This is a genomic window from Palleronia abyssalis (genome assembly GCF_900302445.1).
GTDB lineage: Bacteria > Pseudomonadota > Alphaproteobacteria > Rhodobacterales > Rhodobacteraceae > Palleronia > Palleronia abyssalis.
This window is the reverse complement of sequence record NZ_ONZF01000021.1, coordinates 1-13,126: the sequence shown is the minus strand read 5'-3', so window position 1 is coordinate 13,126 and position 13,126 is coordinate 1. Positions and strand designations below refer to the sequence as shown.

Annotated in this window: 10 protein-coding genes and 1 pseudogene; 5 read left to right on the top strand and 6 right to left on the bottom strand. The window is 57.6% G+C overall.

The window, feature by feature from the left end:
* Positions 1 to 110: 110 nt before the first annotated feature.
* The gene (locus PAA8504_RS21315) at positions 111 to 464 is read right to left on the bottom strand and encodes a DUF262 domain-containing protein (RefSeq protein ID WP_219928976.1); all 354 of its coding nucleotides are present in this window, start codon (positions 462 to 464) and stop codon (positions 111 to 113) included.
* A gap of 1,077 nt (positions 465 to 1,541) precedes the next feature.
* On the opposite strand from PAA8504_RS21315, the gene PAA8504_RS21310 reads away from it, so the two are divergent.
* Positions 1,542 to 1,958: a hypothetical protein gene (locus tag PAA8504_RS21310; protein WP_146190559.1), complete on the top strand. Its 417-nt coding sequence runs from the start codon at positions 1,542 to 1,544 to the stop codon at positions 1,956 to 1,958.
* Here the strand turns inward: PAA8504_RS21310 and PAA8504_RS21305 are convergent, their stop codons facing one another.
* Both PAA8504_RS21305 and PAA8504_RS22245 read right to left on the bottom strand, forming a co-directional pair.
* Positions 1,959 to 2,195 (bottom strand): hypothetical protein, encoded by a 237-nt coding sequence (locus PAA8504_RS21305; protein WP_146190558.1) that lies wholly within the window; start codon positions 2,193 to 2,195, stop codon positions 1,959 to 1,961.
* 145 nt (positions 2,196 to 2,340) lie between these two features.
* On the bottom strand, positions 2,341 to 2,484 hold the full coding sequence (locus PAA8504_RS22245) for a hypothetical protein (RefSeq protein WP_181375915.1): 144 nt from the start codon (positions 2,482 to 2,484) through the stop codon (positions 2,341 to 2,343).
* Between the two features lie 397 nt (positions 2,485 to 2,881).
* Between PAA8504_RS22245 and PAA8504_RS21300 the strand changes: the two genes are divergently transcribed.
* A complete protein-coding gene (locus PAA8504_RS21300) occupies positions 2,882 to 4,702 on the top strand; it encodes an ATP-binding protein (protein ID WP_108896138.1) in 1,821 nt (606 codons plus the stop codon).
* Between the two features lie 16 nt (positions 4,703 to 4,718).
* The gene (locus tag PAA8504_RS21295) at positions 4,719 to 5,780 is read left to right on the top strand and encodes an extracellular solute-binding protein (protein ID WP_108896137.1); all 1,062 of its coding nucleotides are present in this window, start codon (positions 4,719 to 4,721) and stop codon (positions 5,778 to 5,780) included.
* 449 nt (positions 5,781 to 6,229) lie between these two features.
* Here the strand turns inward: PAA8504_RS21295 and PAA8504_RS21290 are convergent, their stop codons facing one another.
* A complete protein-coding gene (locus PAA8504_RS21290; protein WP_108896136.1) occupies positions 6,230 to 8,287 on the bottom strand; it encodes a putative bifunctional diguanylate cyclase/phosphodiesterase in 2,058 nt (685 codons plus the stop codon).
* 381 nt (positions 8,288 to 8,668) lie between these two features.
* On the opposite strand from PAA8504_RS21290, the gene PAA8504_RS21285 reads away from it, so the two are divergent.
* Positions 8,669 to 9,892: a sensor domain-containing phosphodiesterase gene (locus tag PAA8504_RS21285; RefSeq protein ID WP_146190557.1), complete on the top strand. Its 1,224-nt coding sequence runs from the start codon at positions 8,669 to 8,671 to the stop codon at positions 9,890 to 9,892.
* A 128-nt stretch (positions 9,893 to 10,020) separates the two neighbouring features.
* Here PAA8504_RS21285 and PAA8504_RS21280 read toward each other — a convergent pair whose 3' ends face one another.
* Together PAA8504_RS21280 and rsgA are read right to left on the bottom strand one after the other, a co-directional pair.
* On the bottom strand, positions 10,021 to 10,845 hold the full coding sequence (locus PAA8504_RS21280) for an IS5 family transposase (protein WP_108896134.1): 825 nt from the start codon (positions 10,843 to 10,845) through the stop codon (positions 10,021 to 10,023).
* 391 nt (positions 10,846 to 11,236) lie between these two features.
* Positions 11,237 to 12,169, bottom strand: a complete 933-nt coding sequence (gene rsgA / locus PAA8504_RS21275) for a ribosome small subunit-dependent GTPase A (protein ID WP_245897733.1) — start codon at positions 12,167 to 12,169, stop codon at positions 11,237 to 11,239.
* A gap of 76 nt (positions 12,170 to 12,245) precedes the next feature.
* Between rsgA and PAA8504_RS21270 the strand changes: the two are divergent.
* Positions 12,246 to 12,946: pseudogene (locus PAA8504_RS21270) on the top strand (IS6 family transposase).
* Positions 12,947 to 13,126 lie beyond the last annotated feature (180 nt).

Genomic DNA, 13,126 nt, shown 5'->3' with positions numbered 1-13,126 from the left:
AAACGAAAAACCATGCTCGCCCGGCGCTTGCGCCACAAAACTGAAAACGCATAGCATCAATCAGCGGTGAGCCAGAGCCTCCAGTCTGGAAAGCGCTCAAACGTCCCAAATTATCTGACGACGGACAACTTGTTGTCAAGAAAACGCGTGAAGGTGGTCAGCCGCTGCAATCCGTCCACGACGATGATTCGCCCGTCCGGCGTCTCTGCAACGTAAAAGACGGGTAATGGGATGCGCATGATCGTGCTTTCGATCAGCTTAGACTGTTTGGTCTTCTCCCAAACGAAATCTCTCTGGAAGTCCGGGTCGAGGACGAAGCGGCCCTTCTGAATGCGCTTGACGACCTCCGCTACGGTCCGCTGTTCCGTCCGCACGAAGACCGCGTCGAGCGGATACTCGCCCCACCCGCCTCCCCTCGGCGCATCAATGCCTTCTGGTTCGCCGTCGTCGTCGATGGCGCTCACAGCTAGCTCGTTCTCTACCATTTGGTCTCGTCCCGTATCGGGTTTGGGGGCAATCGAAGGATGCAGCGAAACATCCTTCCCATCGTGCGGAGTATTCCGTTCACTGCCCCAAGATTTTACTGCCTGAGGTACTCCACGATCTCTCAACAGAATCTGGCGCTCTCTAAGCTACTTTCGGCTCCTGTTGATCGAGTTGCATTCTTTCGTTTCTCTGCCGGGAAACATCCCGGCTGCACGCCGCCACGAGCCGAGCGCGGGAGCACAAGCGCCGTGACATGTCGACGTTCTCTTGTGGCCACATCACCCTATCAAGCTTACCCGGCCAGAAGCCCAAGGCAAGACCTACCAGGGCAGGGGGTATCTGTCTCAGCCCGAGACTTGCGGTTCGCTGCAACTTGCCGGACTGGTAGGAGGGGCTCTAAGTTCACCTGCGGTGTGCGGTGTGCGGTGTGCGGTGTGCGGTGTGCGGTGTGCGGTGTGCGGTCGGACGTCTTGTAAGCGCGATGTGGAATCCATCTACACGCAGGTGCTTGCGGAACAGGGGCGCCATTCTGTCCCGAGGCTGCCACACGCGTCTTGATCCGATCGCTCAACAAATTGAGCTGGCGCAGTTTTCTGCGCGGTGGGTTCCACGACGCGCTGGCGTTCCCCACCGCTTTGCGAAGCGTGAGCCAGCCGGCGCCTTAGGGGGAGAGTTTCCGGCTTCAGCCGGGGGCGGAAAGCGTGCGCGCTACGCCGGATCGAATTGTTTCTCAGGCTGCGGACGAGCGTCCGGCGGTTGCATATGGGTCATTCGTTGCACGTTCTTTGGAGAAAGCCGCAGCGATCCTCCGAACCTGATGGCAAAGGCTCCGCATGAACGCGTGTGAAGGCGGGATCTTTCACCAGAAAGATCCCGCAAGCTTGCTCGAGTAAAAGAAACCCGTGAAGTCAGTGTGTTAACGGCGGCTGAGAGGAAAATTTCGTGGATCGGCTGAAGCGCGAAAATGTTCGATGCCACATCGTATTCAGACGATCGTCGGGGCGCGGGAGCCGCCGGTGACGTCTGAAACCGAAATCCGAATGTGGAGACCAGCCATGGCGAAACGACTGCCGACAATGACCGACCGCAAGCGCCGCAAGACCGACGAGGACATCCTGAACAACCTGGCCTTCAAGAAGGCCATGGAGAAGGCCGGCCTGACCGGCGCGCGCGAAGCGCGTAAGATCGACAAGGTTCAGAGCGCAGCCAACCTGGCGATTGCCGAGACGATCCCGGATTGGCTCGACTGGCGCGCCGAGGGCGACGCGTTCTCGAGCGACGACTTCTTCGTCGAGATCGCTCTGATTGCGACGCCCGGCAACCGAAGCCGGATAATGAAGCATGCGATGATCACCGACGAAGCCCTCGAAGCGATAGAATCGCAGGTGGCCGAGTGGAAGGATGAGGCAGATAGGGAGAGAACGCGCCAAAGCGCGAAGCCCCTCTCTCCCGAGGCCGATCCGGTCGACTAATCAGCAGACAAGTAAGTTGGTTCGCCAAAGTCCAAATCCACCTCCCGCAACCACCGAAATCTGAATGCCAGACAAATCAGCGCCCCACGGGGCGCTTTTTTGTGTCCGCCCAACAGGTTGGAAGATCCGGGACACCTCGCCCCGGATCTCGATTGCCATGCCGTCCCGTGCCTCGGGATCGCCCTTGACGCGCACCTCGCCGAGAAGCTCCTTCAGCAGGGCATTCGCCGCCACCATGTGGTCGCTCCCGGTCAGCAGACCCTCCAGGCGCTCCACCTGTCCGAGGAGTAGCGGGCATAGAGGACTACCTCCGGCCTGCCGCTTGCCGTCTTCTTCGGCGAGGCGGCCGCGGCAGCGCGGCGGGCGGTGCGGATCGGGGCAGTCATGCCGAGTGCACTTTCTTGCGGGCCTCGGCAACATAGGCTTTGGCGATGATGGTGACGAACGAGGAGAGCTGGACCTCGACGGAGGTCGTCCCGCCGGGGTTGTCGTTCGCGGCGGTCAGGGTCATGGAAGAGGTGGTCATGGAGGGCGTCCTTGCGGCTCGGGTTGCGTCGTAGGTGACAAGGAGGACCTCGGATCATCCAAAACGGGCCGGAAACAAAATCTGCGAAAAAGTTCGGCCGAGGTGCGGCGCCTCATGAGGCGCACCTCGGTAGAGCGTACGCTCACGTCAGGCCCAGCGTAGGCCATAGACGGCCTTCAACGACATTCATGCGCTGCGCAGCAGGACACCGCAGCCGGCTCACGAAGGGCGGACTCCGGACTTTCGTTGCAGACTTGCAATGAAGCGTGCCCAAGGTAGAAAGCAGACCTTGCAGCTCTCCGGGTGCCCGGCATTCCCGCCCCGGTTTTACTTTGCCTTAATCCTTAAGTCGTAGACTGGCGGAAGTGTCCAAGGGCATGTCCAGCCGAGACTAAAGATGCTCACCATCAGTTATTTGCGGGCGCGATTGCTGGCTGCGCTGGCCCTTACCGTAGCAGCGTCGTTCTTTGGCTGGTTCGTCGACAAGTCACAACTTTCTCACTTACGGTCGAAAAGCGAGCTCTCCGAGACGTTTGCCGATGCTCTACATACGATGACCGATGCACTAATAGCGCTTCACGCAATTCGCTCAGCGCCGACGCAAGCTATTGGAGAGGTATCCAAAGATGGGCTAGCAGGGTATAGGGCCGATCTCATTAGCACTCAAAAAGACATCGTTGTGGGGGGCAAAACCTTAGTTCTGGCTCCCGAATCGCGGGAATTGCTTGATAGAGAAGTGCTCGATCCGATTGGGTTGATGATTGCCTTCGCTGACCTACTGGAGGCAGTTTCGGGTAACGATGCACTTTGGGGTTCGGATGCTGAACGGCATGTGGCCATGGCCAGCGCCATCACGTCAGAGCTATTGCCAATTGTTCGGCGGATCAGTCATCTTGAATCCGAACATCTAACAGAAAAATTGGCACGTCATCAGCTTTGGCTAGTTGCAAATCTCGGGCTCGTTACAGCTTTGACCTTCGCGATATGGGGGATCATTTTTCGCCCTATGGAGCGGGAGATCATGCGCTCCCAAGATGAAGTTCGACGCCGCATGGAACAGGCGCGGGCCGCGTCACGTGCCAAATCCGATTTTCTCGCAATGATGAGCCACGAGATCCGGACACCCCTAAATGGAATCCTCGGCCTAACCGAACGACTAGGAACTACATCCCTCGAACCGGAACAAGAGGAAATAGTCGGCGATTTAGGTTCCTCCGGAACAGCTTTGCTAACAATAATCGAGGATGTTCTGGAAATCTCGAGTATCGAAGCGGGAAAATTTAAAATCGAACCTCGCTCTATAAATCTTCGTGAAGAACTAAAGCATATTCATTCAATGTTTCGCTATAGAGCGGAAAGTCAGGGACTGGCACTGACTTTTGAAGTAGAAGAAAGGGTCGCTCCGCTTCATGTCACGGATCCTGGGCGCGTGCGCCAAATCTTAGTCAATCTCGTCAGTAATGCGATCAAATTTACAGAACACGGTACGATTTCCGTTCGCTTGCAAGTTATCGAAGCATCTGACGATGCACAGAAACTGACGTTTGAGGTTGAAGATACCGGGATCGGGATTTCTGCCGATCATCTTGAGCGAGTCTTCCATGCCTTTGAGCAGGTCGACACTTCGTTGACCCGCCGCTTTGGTGGGACCGGTCTCGGATTGGCTATCAGCAGGCGGATTTCCGAAGCGTTGGGCGGAGAACTTACCGTCAACAGTTCAGTGGGAAGGGGCAGCTGCTTCCGACTCAAACTCAATCTACCCATGCCCATACTTGAAACAACATCTGAAACAGTGGCGCCATCCACGAATGCGATTGATATATCGGGGGCTCGGGTTCTCGCTGCGGAAGACAATCGTGTAAACCGAAAAATACTTGAAGCGATATTGGTCAGATCTGGTTGTAACATCACCTTCGCAGAAGATGGCGAGCAAGCAATCGAGTGTGCCGCCTCCGGTGTGTTTGATATTATCCTCATGGATCTATCGATGCCCGGGACGGACGGCTTTTCCGCTGCGCGGGCAATTCAAGAATGCGCCGCGGAACGCGGGCTTGCTCCTATTCCGATCGTTGCGCTTACCGCTCATGTCGGCGATGCGTATATCGAACGTTGCTTGGCAGCTGGTATGAAAGGTTTGCTCGGCAAGCCATTCCGCAGTGAAGAAATCGTCCAGGCTATTGCTACATACATGACAGAAAATCGAAAGATATATCCATAGAGGACTTGAACGCTTCATGAAGTTTTCGTTAATTGTGGCCTCCGCTTTTACCGCCACTACCGCAGCGGCAGAAACCGTTCGAGTCCTGAACTGGGACCAATATATCGATCCCGCGGTATTACAAGAATTTACTGAAGAAACTGGAGTTGGAGTAGTATATGATGAGTACGTCAGCTCGGAGGTTACCGAAGCAGCTCTAATATCAGGCGCCAAGGAGTATGATTTGGCCGTCGTTTCTTCGGAATATTTCGGACGGCTTCTGTCGAACGGATCAATTATCCCTATTGAGTCCGAGCGTCTGTCCGGACGCGAACAATTCGATCACCGGGTCACCAGCCGCTTCCATAGAATTGAAGGGGCATTCACATACGCCGTTCCGTATTTGTGGGGGACAACCGGGATCGGCTTTGACGCAAATGCTGTCGCCGTTCGTATGCCAGAAGCCCCAACAGATAGCTGGGCAATGATCTTTGATCCCGAAGTCGTTTCCCGGTTCGCCGATTGCGGCGTAAGTATTATCGATGCGCCAGAAGAAATGCTCTCGATCGCACTCCACTACCTCCAGCACGACCCTGGCACGTCAAACCCGCAACACCTAGAAGAAGCAGAGAAACTTCTTGCTGCTGTTGCTCCCTATATCGATGCGTTCGATTCTGAACAAACTTCCCGGCTAGCGAACGGAGAGGCTTGCGTTGCGATCGCATGGTCCGGCGATGTCTTAGTAGCCGCTGATCAACAGCAAGAAGGGATCGACATTCGCTACTCGATCCCGAAAGAAGGAGCCCCTATCTGGTTCGATGTTTTAGTCATGCCCAAAAATGGGTCGAAATCGGACGGAAAATACAAGTTCCTAAATTTCCTTCTGCGACCAGACGTAATTGCCCGGATAACAAATCATGTTTGGTATCCAAACCCGAACGCTTCTGCAACGGCGTTGATAGATCCGGAGATACTCGCTAGCCCGGCGGTCTATCCGCCTGATGAGATGCTCGATAACCTTTTCCATATTCCTCTGCGAAATGGTGACGAAAAGCGCGCGCTTACCCGCCTTTGGCGTCGGGTTAAGTTAACGTTGTAGGATGGCACATACGGCCGTTTCGGGGAGGCCGCGCTGAGGGATTGAGAATAGCGGTGAACTTCCGCAATGGGCGTGTACAGACGGATCATTCACTGATCCCGCTGCACATTCCGCTCGACCGGCTGATCCTGCGAAAACCCCTCCGGACCTACCACCCGCCCGTAAAAACTCCGCCAGATCGGTGCCTCATTCGAATGGTGTCCCACGCCGGAAACACACTGTGGGACACATCGCAAAACGGAGCCCCTCTGGGCTGGCCCTGGATGGAGAGGATTGCGGTTGCGCCCTGAAGACGTGACCTACCAGATTATCCGGGACCATTCGTATCCCCGACGCTGGTGTAAGGAATGCGGGCCCATGGTGCCGACGTCCCACGAACACTTCGGTGAGGCACACTTTCCCGCGATCCGGAAGCACCCTAGCCATTCCTGAAACAGGCAAGAAGACAACTATGACCGATGAGCAGCGTACCAACCGCTTGCCACTGAAGTTCCGCAAGGAATGTTCTTAAGTTCGGAAGCCGGGGCTGGGCGAGCGAACCAGTACCCCTGGCCGATTTCGCACGCCTCCGACTTCAGGAAAGCCTCGTGCGCCGCAGTCTCAACCCCCTCAACAACGACCGGGATGCCCAAGGCGCTTCCAAGCAAGAGGACCGACCGGATGATCCGGGCGGAGCTCGGGTCGCTCTTCAGGGAGAGGATGTAGTCGCGATCCACTTTAAGCTTTCCGAAAGGGAATGCCTTCAAGGTTCCCAGCGAGGCATGTCCTGCTCCGTAGTCATCGAGAGTGATCGCCACGCCAAGCTCGCGTAGGTCATCCATGTTCTTGTAGACGAACTCGCCTCTTTGCACCGGGCTGAACTCGGTCAACTCCAGTTCGAGACCGTTTCCCGGGAAGCCGTTTCTCCGCAGAACGGATGCCACCGAACCCGCGAAGTATGGGTTGGCGAACTCCTGCGGCGAAACATTTACGGCCACTGGGATGGTCCAACCGAACTCGATCCGGTCCTGGCAGGCGCGATCGATGCACCACATGCCTAGGTCATGGATAATTCCGGATTCCTCGGCAAGGGAAATGAAATCCTTGGGGGACATAAAACCGCGCCTAGGGTGAAACCACCTTACAAGGGCCTCCAATGCAACAGGCGATCCTGTTTTTAGATCGTATTGCGGTTGATAGTGCAGTTCCAGGTGGTCGTTCTTGATGGCATCGGCCAGATCCTTCTCGAGCGACTGCTTCTGGTCGCGCTCGACCCTCATAGCATCGTCGTATAGACGGATATTTCCGGAAGGGTCGGTCTTCGAATGGTGCAGAGCGAGATCCATGCGCGACAGCAATTCCTTGAGCGTGATGTCCCGCGACGGGTCGACGACCACCCCGAAGCTTGCCGTTAGAATTATGTCGCCATGACCATGCTCCATGGGGAACATGACGGCAGACAAGAGACGCTCTGCCAAGTCCAGAGCTTCCTGAAGCGAGGACGTCGACTTCACCGCCACGAACTCGTCGCCCCCGATCCTGGCGCAATATTCACCCTCTCGGAGAACTCCTAGGATTCTCTCGGAAATGGTCTTCAGGACCATATCTCCCGTTGCATGGCCATATAGATCATTAATCGGTTTGAATGAATCCAGGTCGAATCCAACTAGGCAAATCCCGCTGCCGGCTTTTCGCGAGAGTTGAGCTGATACATTGTCCTGCAGGTACAGCCGGTTTGGAAGGCCGGTCAGGTAATCGTGCGTAGCGATAGTGCGATAGTCCAGCATCATGTCGTGGCCGGTCATCCGAGAGAGAGCAGAGAACAGGAATATGGTCAGGGCCATGATCGTGCAGAAGCCCATGACGATGATGATGAACGCGCGCCCCGGGATTGTGTCAGGCGGGACACTTGCCCCAGGTTCGTAGTCGAAATCCAGGGCCACGCTCATTATCGCCAGCAGGATCATTAGGTTGACCAGAGCGACTGTACCCGCAATCCACTTCCTTGCGCTCGGAGATTCGCCGTCAAAACTACCGGCTAGGAAACCCATGGTCAGGACACACCAAGCTGTGGCAAGCACCAAACCCCAAGGTAGGACGTCCTTCTCCCCGGGTATGTTCAGACTGGCGATGGCGAGGATGCCCGACAGGAACAGCAAGCCGCCCAAGATCGCGCCTGCAAGAACTCGTTCCCAGTACGCTCGCGGAAACAACCGCAATTGCGTCGCCGGAATGAACGCCACCGGGGCCAAGACCAAGTGCGCAGTCAACAGGAGTGGATCAAATCCGGAAGCTCCAAGTATATCCACGCGCGTAAGACCAAGTGCAAAAAGCCCGGTGATCGACCATGACACCAGACTGAAGACAACTCCGGTCAGGATGACCCACAAATACCTTCGATGGACCGGGGCCTGCCATGCGAGTCGATAGAACCGCACGATCAGGAATACGCCGACGAAGCCGATAAGGATCGCCAAGCCGATCGGCACCAAGGCACTCACCGGCACCCACGACAACTCATAAAACAAGGGCCGAGCTTCCCATCAGCTTCGCCGAGGGAACTTAGATGTTGAGCTCAATGGGCGCGAGAGGCAAATCGGAAAAATTCCCGCATAGGCGGACACATGCCGTTGAACTGGCTCCTGTTCGACGGAACATCGCCGGAAGTCGTCGTCGCAGTTGGTTCGTTTTAGAGGCTTGCATCGGCACATCCAGCGGCTGCTCGGTTCGGCCAGAACAGGTCGACCATGCCGGTGCCGACGTCGGTACAAGCTGCGTCACCACGGATGCTGGCCCGCCCGTCGATCCTCTAAGCCCCGGCTGCGTGGCCTGCGACTCCCTCATGGGCCAAGCGTCCGCGGGCATTATGCGGCCTTGACCCAGCAGAGCAAATTCCAAACAATCGGAGCGTGCAAAATAAAGGCTATATTCCGGTGTCCCTGTCCAGGAATGGTGGGGCGAACCAAGCCATCGCCAAATATCTCTCCGCCGTGCGAAGCCAGCTGAATATGGAGATCGCGTACCTCGGCGAGCTCGTCGGCGAGGACATAGTGTTCCGAAGCATCGACGCCCCCGGTCTCGAGCACTTGGCATCGGTGGGCGATCGCCATCTCGCGTCGGCGGTCTATTGCAAGCACATCCTATCGGGCAGTCTGCCGCGGTTGATCCCGAACACGAGCCGCGAACCGCTCTGCATGGAACTGGAGATCACGCACTTAATTCCTATCGGGAGCCATGTCGGGATTCCAATCTACGGAAGCGATGGGAACGTCTACGGCATGTTCTGCTGTTTGAGCCGGGAGCCGATCGAAGGGATCGGTCCGGTCGATCTCAAAGTGGCGGAGCTTTTCGCCTCCCTGATCTCCGATGAAATCGGACACTTCATAAGCGAGCAGAGCAGCCGCGCGGAGCTGTCCGCCTTGATCGAGGAAGTGATCGAAAAGCGGGCTTTCTCGATCGTCTTCCAGCCGATTTTCGACCTATCCGCAATGCAGGTGATCGGGTGCGAGGCCCTTTCCCGCTTCGACATGAGCGTGGATGCTTCTCCTGCCCCTTGGTTTCAAGCGGCTCGGGCGGTGGGCTTATCCGAGGAGCTTGAAATGGCTGCGTTCAAAGCCGCGGTCGAGGCGGTACGATATCTGCCCGACGAGTTCTACGTCTCTGTAAACCTCTCGCCGGCCACGATTCTGAGCGTCGATGTCTTGGCCGAAATCCCTGCCGCGCTGCATTCGCGGCTGGTCGTCGAAGTCGCAGAGGAAGACAAGATCAAGGATGATCTCGCGATGGCGGAGGCATTGCTTCCGCTGCGCGATGTTGGACTGCGCATCGCGATAGACGATGCCGGCGCAGGGTCTGCGGGAATCCAGAGGCTCGTCAAGCTGGCTCCCGACATCGTCAAGCTCGACATCTCGCTGACGAAAGGGATCGATATGGAGATTGGGAAAAGTGCGATGGCCGCTGCGATGGTGTATTTCGCTGCAAAAACCGGCGCGAAGGTGACGGCCGAAGGGATCGAGACGAAGGCAGAGTTGTGCGCCCTGCAGGCGTTGGGCGTCCATTGCGGACAGGGATGGTTTCTGGGCCGGCCCAAGCCGGCAGATACGTTGACGAAGACATACAGCTTCGAAAATTAATCTCGCGACGGAGCCTCGGCGCCGATCTTCGACACAGAGATTGCTAGTAGCGGCGGGCAAGTTCGGGTGCGCGGGCGGATTTACGATCAATCTACCTTAGAGTCCGATTCAGAACTAATCCTATTCTCTCAGGCCCTTGCGAGATAGCGGGTGACGCGTCGGATGTGAGCGTTGAGCACCCATGCTTCGGCGCTCGCGACGGATTTCTCCCAATCCTTTGACAGTCGACGGCATCGCCCGAGCCAGGCGAGAGTGCGTTCCACGACCCAGCGGCGGGGCAGAACTTCGAAGCCTTCGGCGGTGTCGGAGCGCTTGACGATCTGGACCGTCCAGCGCGCGATCTGCTTGAGCGCATCCCTGAGCTTGGGCCCGGCATAGCCGCCGTCGGCGAAGATATGGCGCAGCATGGAGTAGCGCTTGGCGACGGTCTTCAACACATTCGGCGCGCCGTCGCGATCCTGAATTGCTGCGCTGTGGACCTCAAGCCCCACCAGCAATCCAACGGTGTCGGTCACGATATGACGTTTGCGTCCCTTGATCCGCTTGCCTGCGTCATACCCGCAAACCCCGCCGCTTTCAGTTGTTTTCACGCTCTGGCTGTCGATGATCCCTGCTGTGGGTCGGGCATCGCGGCCCTCGGCAAGACGCGCGATCTCGACCAGCCTGCGGTTCAGATCGTCCAGCAGACCATCATTGCGCCAAGAGTAAAAATAGCCCCGCACCGTGGAAATCGGTGGGAAGTCGTTCGGCAACATGCGCCATTTGCAACCGGTTGTGGCGATGTAGAGAATGGCGTCGACGACATCACGCAAACACGTCGTGCGGGGCCTGCCGGTTGCCTTGCGGGCGGGAAGCAAGGGACCGATCACCGCCCATTCGGCGTCGGTCAGATCGCTTGCGTATCTGCCGCCCACTCGGTCATATTGGCGACGGGTGAGTTCGGTCCAGGCCATGGGATCTCCGTTCAGCTTCGCAACCGAACAGAATCACAACCTGCTGAACTCACTCAATTACTTTCAGATCAGCCTCTTAGAGGCCGCGTTCCGGTCGCGCCCGCGATTCAGGGGCGGCTTCGTCGTTACTGGCGGATCGCATCGTGTTACTTCTAAGAACTGGCGCAAGCGAACATCGATTGCTGCCAACGGCGTGCCACGAAGGTATTCATTTGAAACAGCAGGCGTTCGAGAAGCCGCATCGAACGTCAACTCCGTCCTCGCATAGTGTGAGTTCGTTCGCCGTGATGCTTTGCGACCGCGGCGAATGGCCAGTTCGGCGGGCCGCGCCGCAGCATAGAAGGGCGCCGATGAACGGCCGCAATGGGCCGAAAACACCGCGAAAAGCACATCAAAGTCGGTTGCGTCGAACCTTTGAGGTTTTGTCCTTGCGCGGCCCGGACGATTGTCGGGTATTTGCCAAGTTTTCGTTCGAGAGCTTTCGCCATCGGTCAAGACGTTCCCGATCGAGGGTTCCTTCGCCTATCGCAGCCTGAACGGCGCAGCCCGGTTCGACGGAATGGGTGCAGTCCCTGAACCGGCATCCGTGCGCCAACTCGACGATCTCCGCAAACAGCACGTCGAGGCCGGATGATACGTCGCTTACTTGCAACGTCCGCATGCCCGGCGTGTCGATCACCCATCCTCCACCGACAACCGGATGAAGCGAGCGCGACGTCGTCGTGTGCCGCCCCTTGTCGTCCGATGCCCGTATGGGGCCGGTCGGTTGGGCCTCCCCGGATGAACTGGGGGACAGGATGTTCAGCAGCGTCGATTTTCCCACCCCCGATGATCCGACGAGCGCCACGGTCCGTCCTTCGCCGCACCAGGGGGCCAAGACCTTTACCGCCTCTGCCGTCGTCGCATTCACAAGAACGACATCGAGATCAAGCTGGAGCTTCTTTGCCTGCTGCAAGTACGGAGCCGTATCGGGGACCGTGTCGATCTTCGTCAGAACGATCACGGGAACCGTGCCGGCTTCGTTTGCGAGCGCCAGGTATCGCTCCAACCGTGCCGGATTGAAGTCATCGTTGCAGGACGTCACGATGAAGACGGTATCTACGTTGGCGGCGATCAGCTGCCGGGGCCGGTCCCCCTCGGTTCGCCGCTCCAGCAGGGTGTTTCTCTCTAGCCGCCGAACCAGAACCAACGTCGCGGGATCAACAAGAACCCAATCCCCGACAGCGAAAGCCGTTGTAGCGACGCCTTCGGGTAGCCCAACTCTCTCGGTCCCGAACCCGGTTTCTGCGATCAGCCTGCTGCGGTGGATCGTTGCGATACGCATCTTCGCAAGACCCGCCTCGGTGATGTCAGAGCAAAATGCCTTGAGCGGGTCATGCGCAGCGCCGTAGCCTCTGCGCATGACCAAACGCAGCCCCTTCCGGTACTTCAAGACATCTCCCGAGATCATTCGCCTTGCGGTGATGATGTTCGTCCACTTCCCATTGTCGCTGCGGAACGTGGAGGATCTGCTGCACGAGCGTGGCGTCGACGTCACGAGACGGTGCGTTTCTGGTGGCATCGGTTTGGTCCGATGTTCGCAGCTGAAATCCGCAAGCGACGCATCTAGGGAATGAAATCGAGCCGGTGGCGATGGCATCACGACGAGATGTTCGTGAAGATCAATGGCGAACAACACTATTTGTGGCGGGCTGTGGATCACGAGGGCGAGGTACTGGAAAGCTTCGTTACGAAGAGGCGGGACCAGAAGGCTGCGCTGAAATTCATCAAGAAAGCCATGAAGAAGCACGGCCGGGCAGAGATCATCGTGACGGACAGGCACCGCTCCTACGGCGCGGCCCTGAAGGACCTGGGCGTGGCAGACCGGCAGGAGACCGAGCGGTGGCTGAACAACCGGGCTGAAAATTCGCACCTGCCGTTCCGACGACGAGAACGGGCAATGCAGCGGTTTCGGCGAATGCGCAGTCTGCAGAAATTCGCCGCCGTCCATTCCTCCGTCTGCAACCACTTCAATCACGAGCGCAGCCTCTCAAGCCGGGCCATGTTCAAGCTGAACCGTGCCGCCGCCCTCGCCGAGTGGTGCGGTCTCGGCGCGGCTTAGAGAACCGCGACTGCGAGACCTTTGAGACTGGTTCGACTTTGTCTGACACCACCCCTGAAGTCGTTGCAGATCTACGCGATTTACTGGTGTTCCGCCGAGGCCTGATCAAGGATCGCACCGCCGCGAGAACGCGGCTCAAGATGGCAAGGCAAGTGGTCCTGCGCCGTTTTCTCACGCAAC

Coding starts and splice junctions, on each gene's coding strand:
- rsgA (WP_245897733.1), bottom strand. CDS start 12,169: ATGCGTATCGCAACGATCCACCGCAGCAGGCTGATCGCAGAAACCGGG.
- PAA8504_RS21305 (WP_146190558.1), bottom strand. CDS start 2,195: ATGGTGGCGGCGAATGCCCTGCTGAAGGAGCTTCTCGGCGAGGTGCGC.
- PAA8504_RS21295 (WP_108896137.1), top strand. CDS start 4,719: ATGAAGTTTTCGTTAATTGTGGCCTCCGCTTTTACCGCCACTACCGCA.
- PAA8504_RS21280 (WP_108896134.1), bottom strand. CDS start 10,845: ATGGCCTGGACCGAACTCACCCGTCGCCAATATGACCGAGTGGGCGGC.
- PAA8504_RS22245 (WP_181375915.1), bottom strand. CDS start 2,484: ATGACCACCTCTTCCATGACCCTGACCGCCGCGAACGACAACCCCGGC.
- PAA8504_RS21300 (WP_108896138.1), top strand. CDS start 2,882: ATGCTCACCATCAGTTATTTGCGGGCGCGATTGCTGGCTGCGCTGGCC.
- PAA8504_RS21310 (WP_146190559.1), top strand. CDS start 1,542: ATGGCGAAACGACTGCCGACAATGACCGACCGCAAGCGCCGCAAGACC.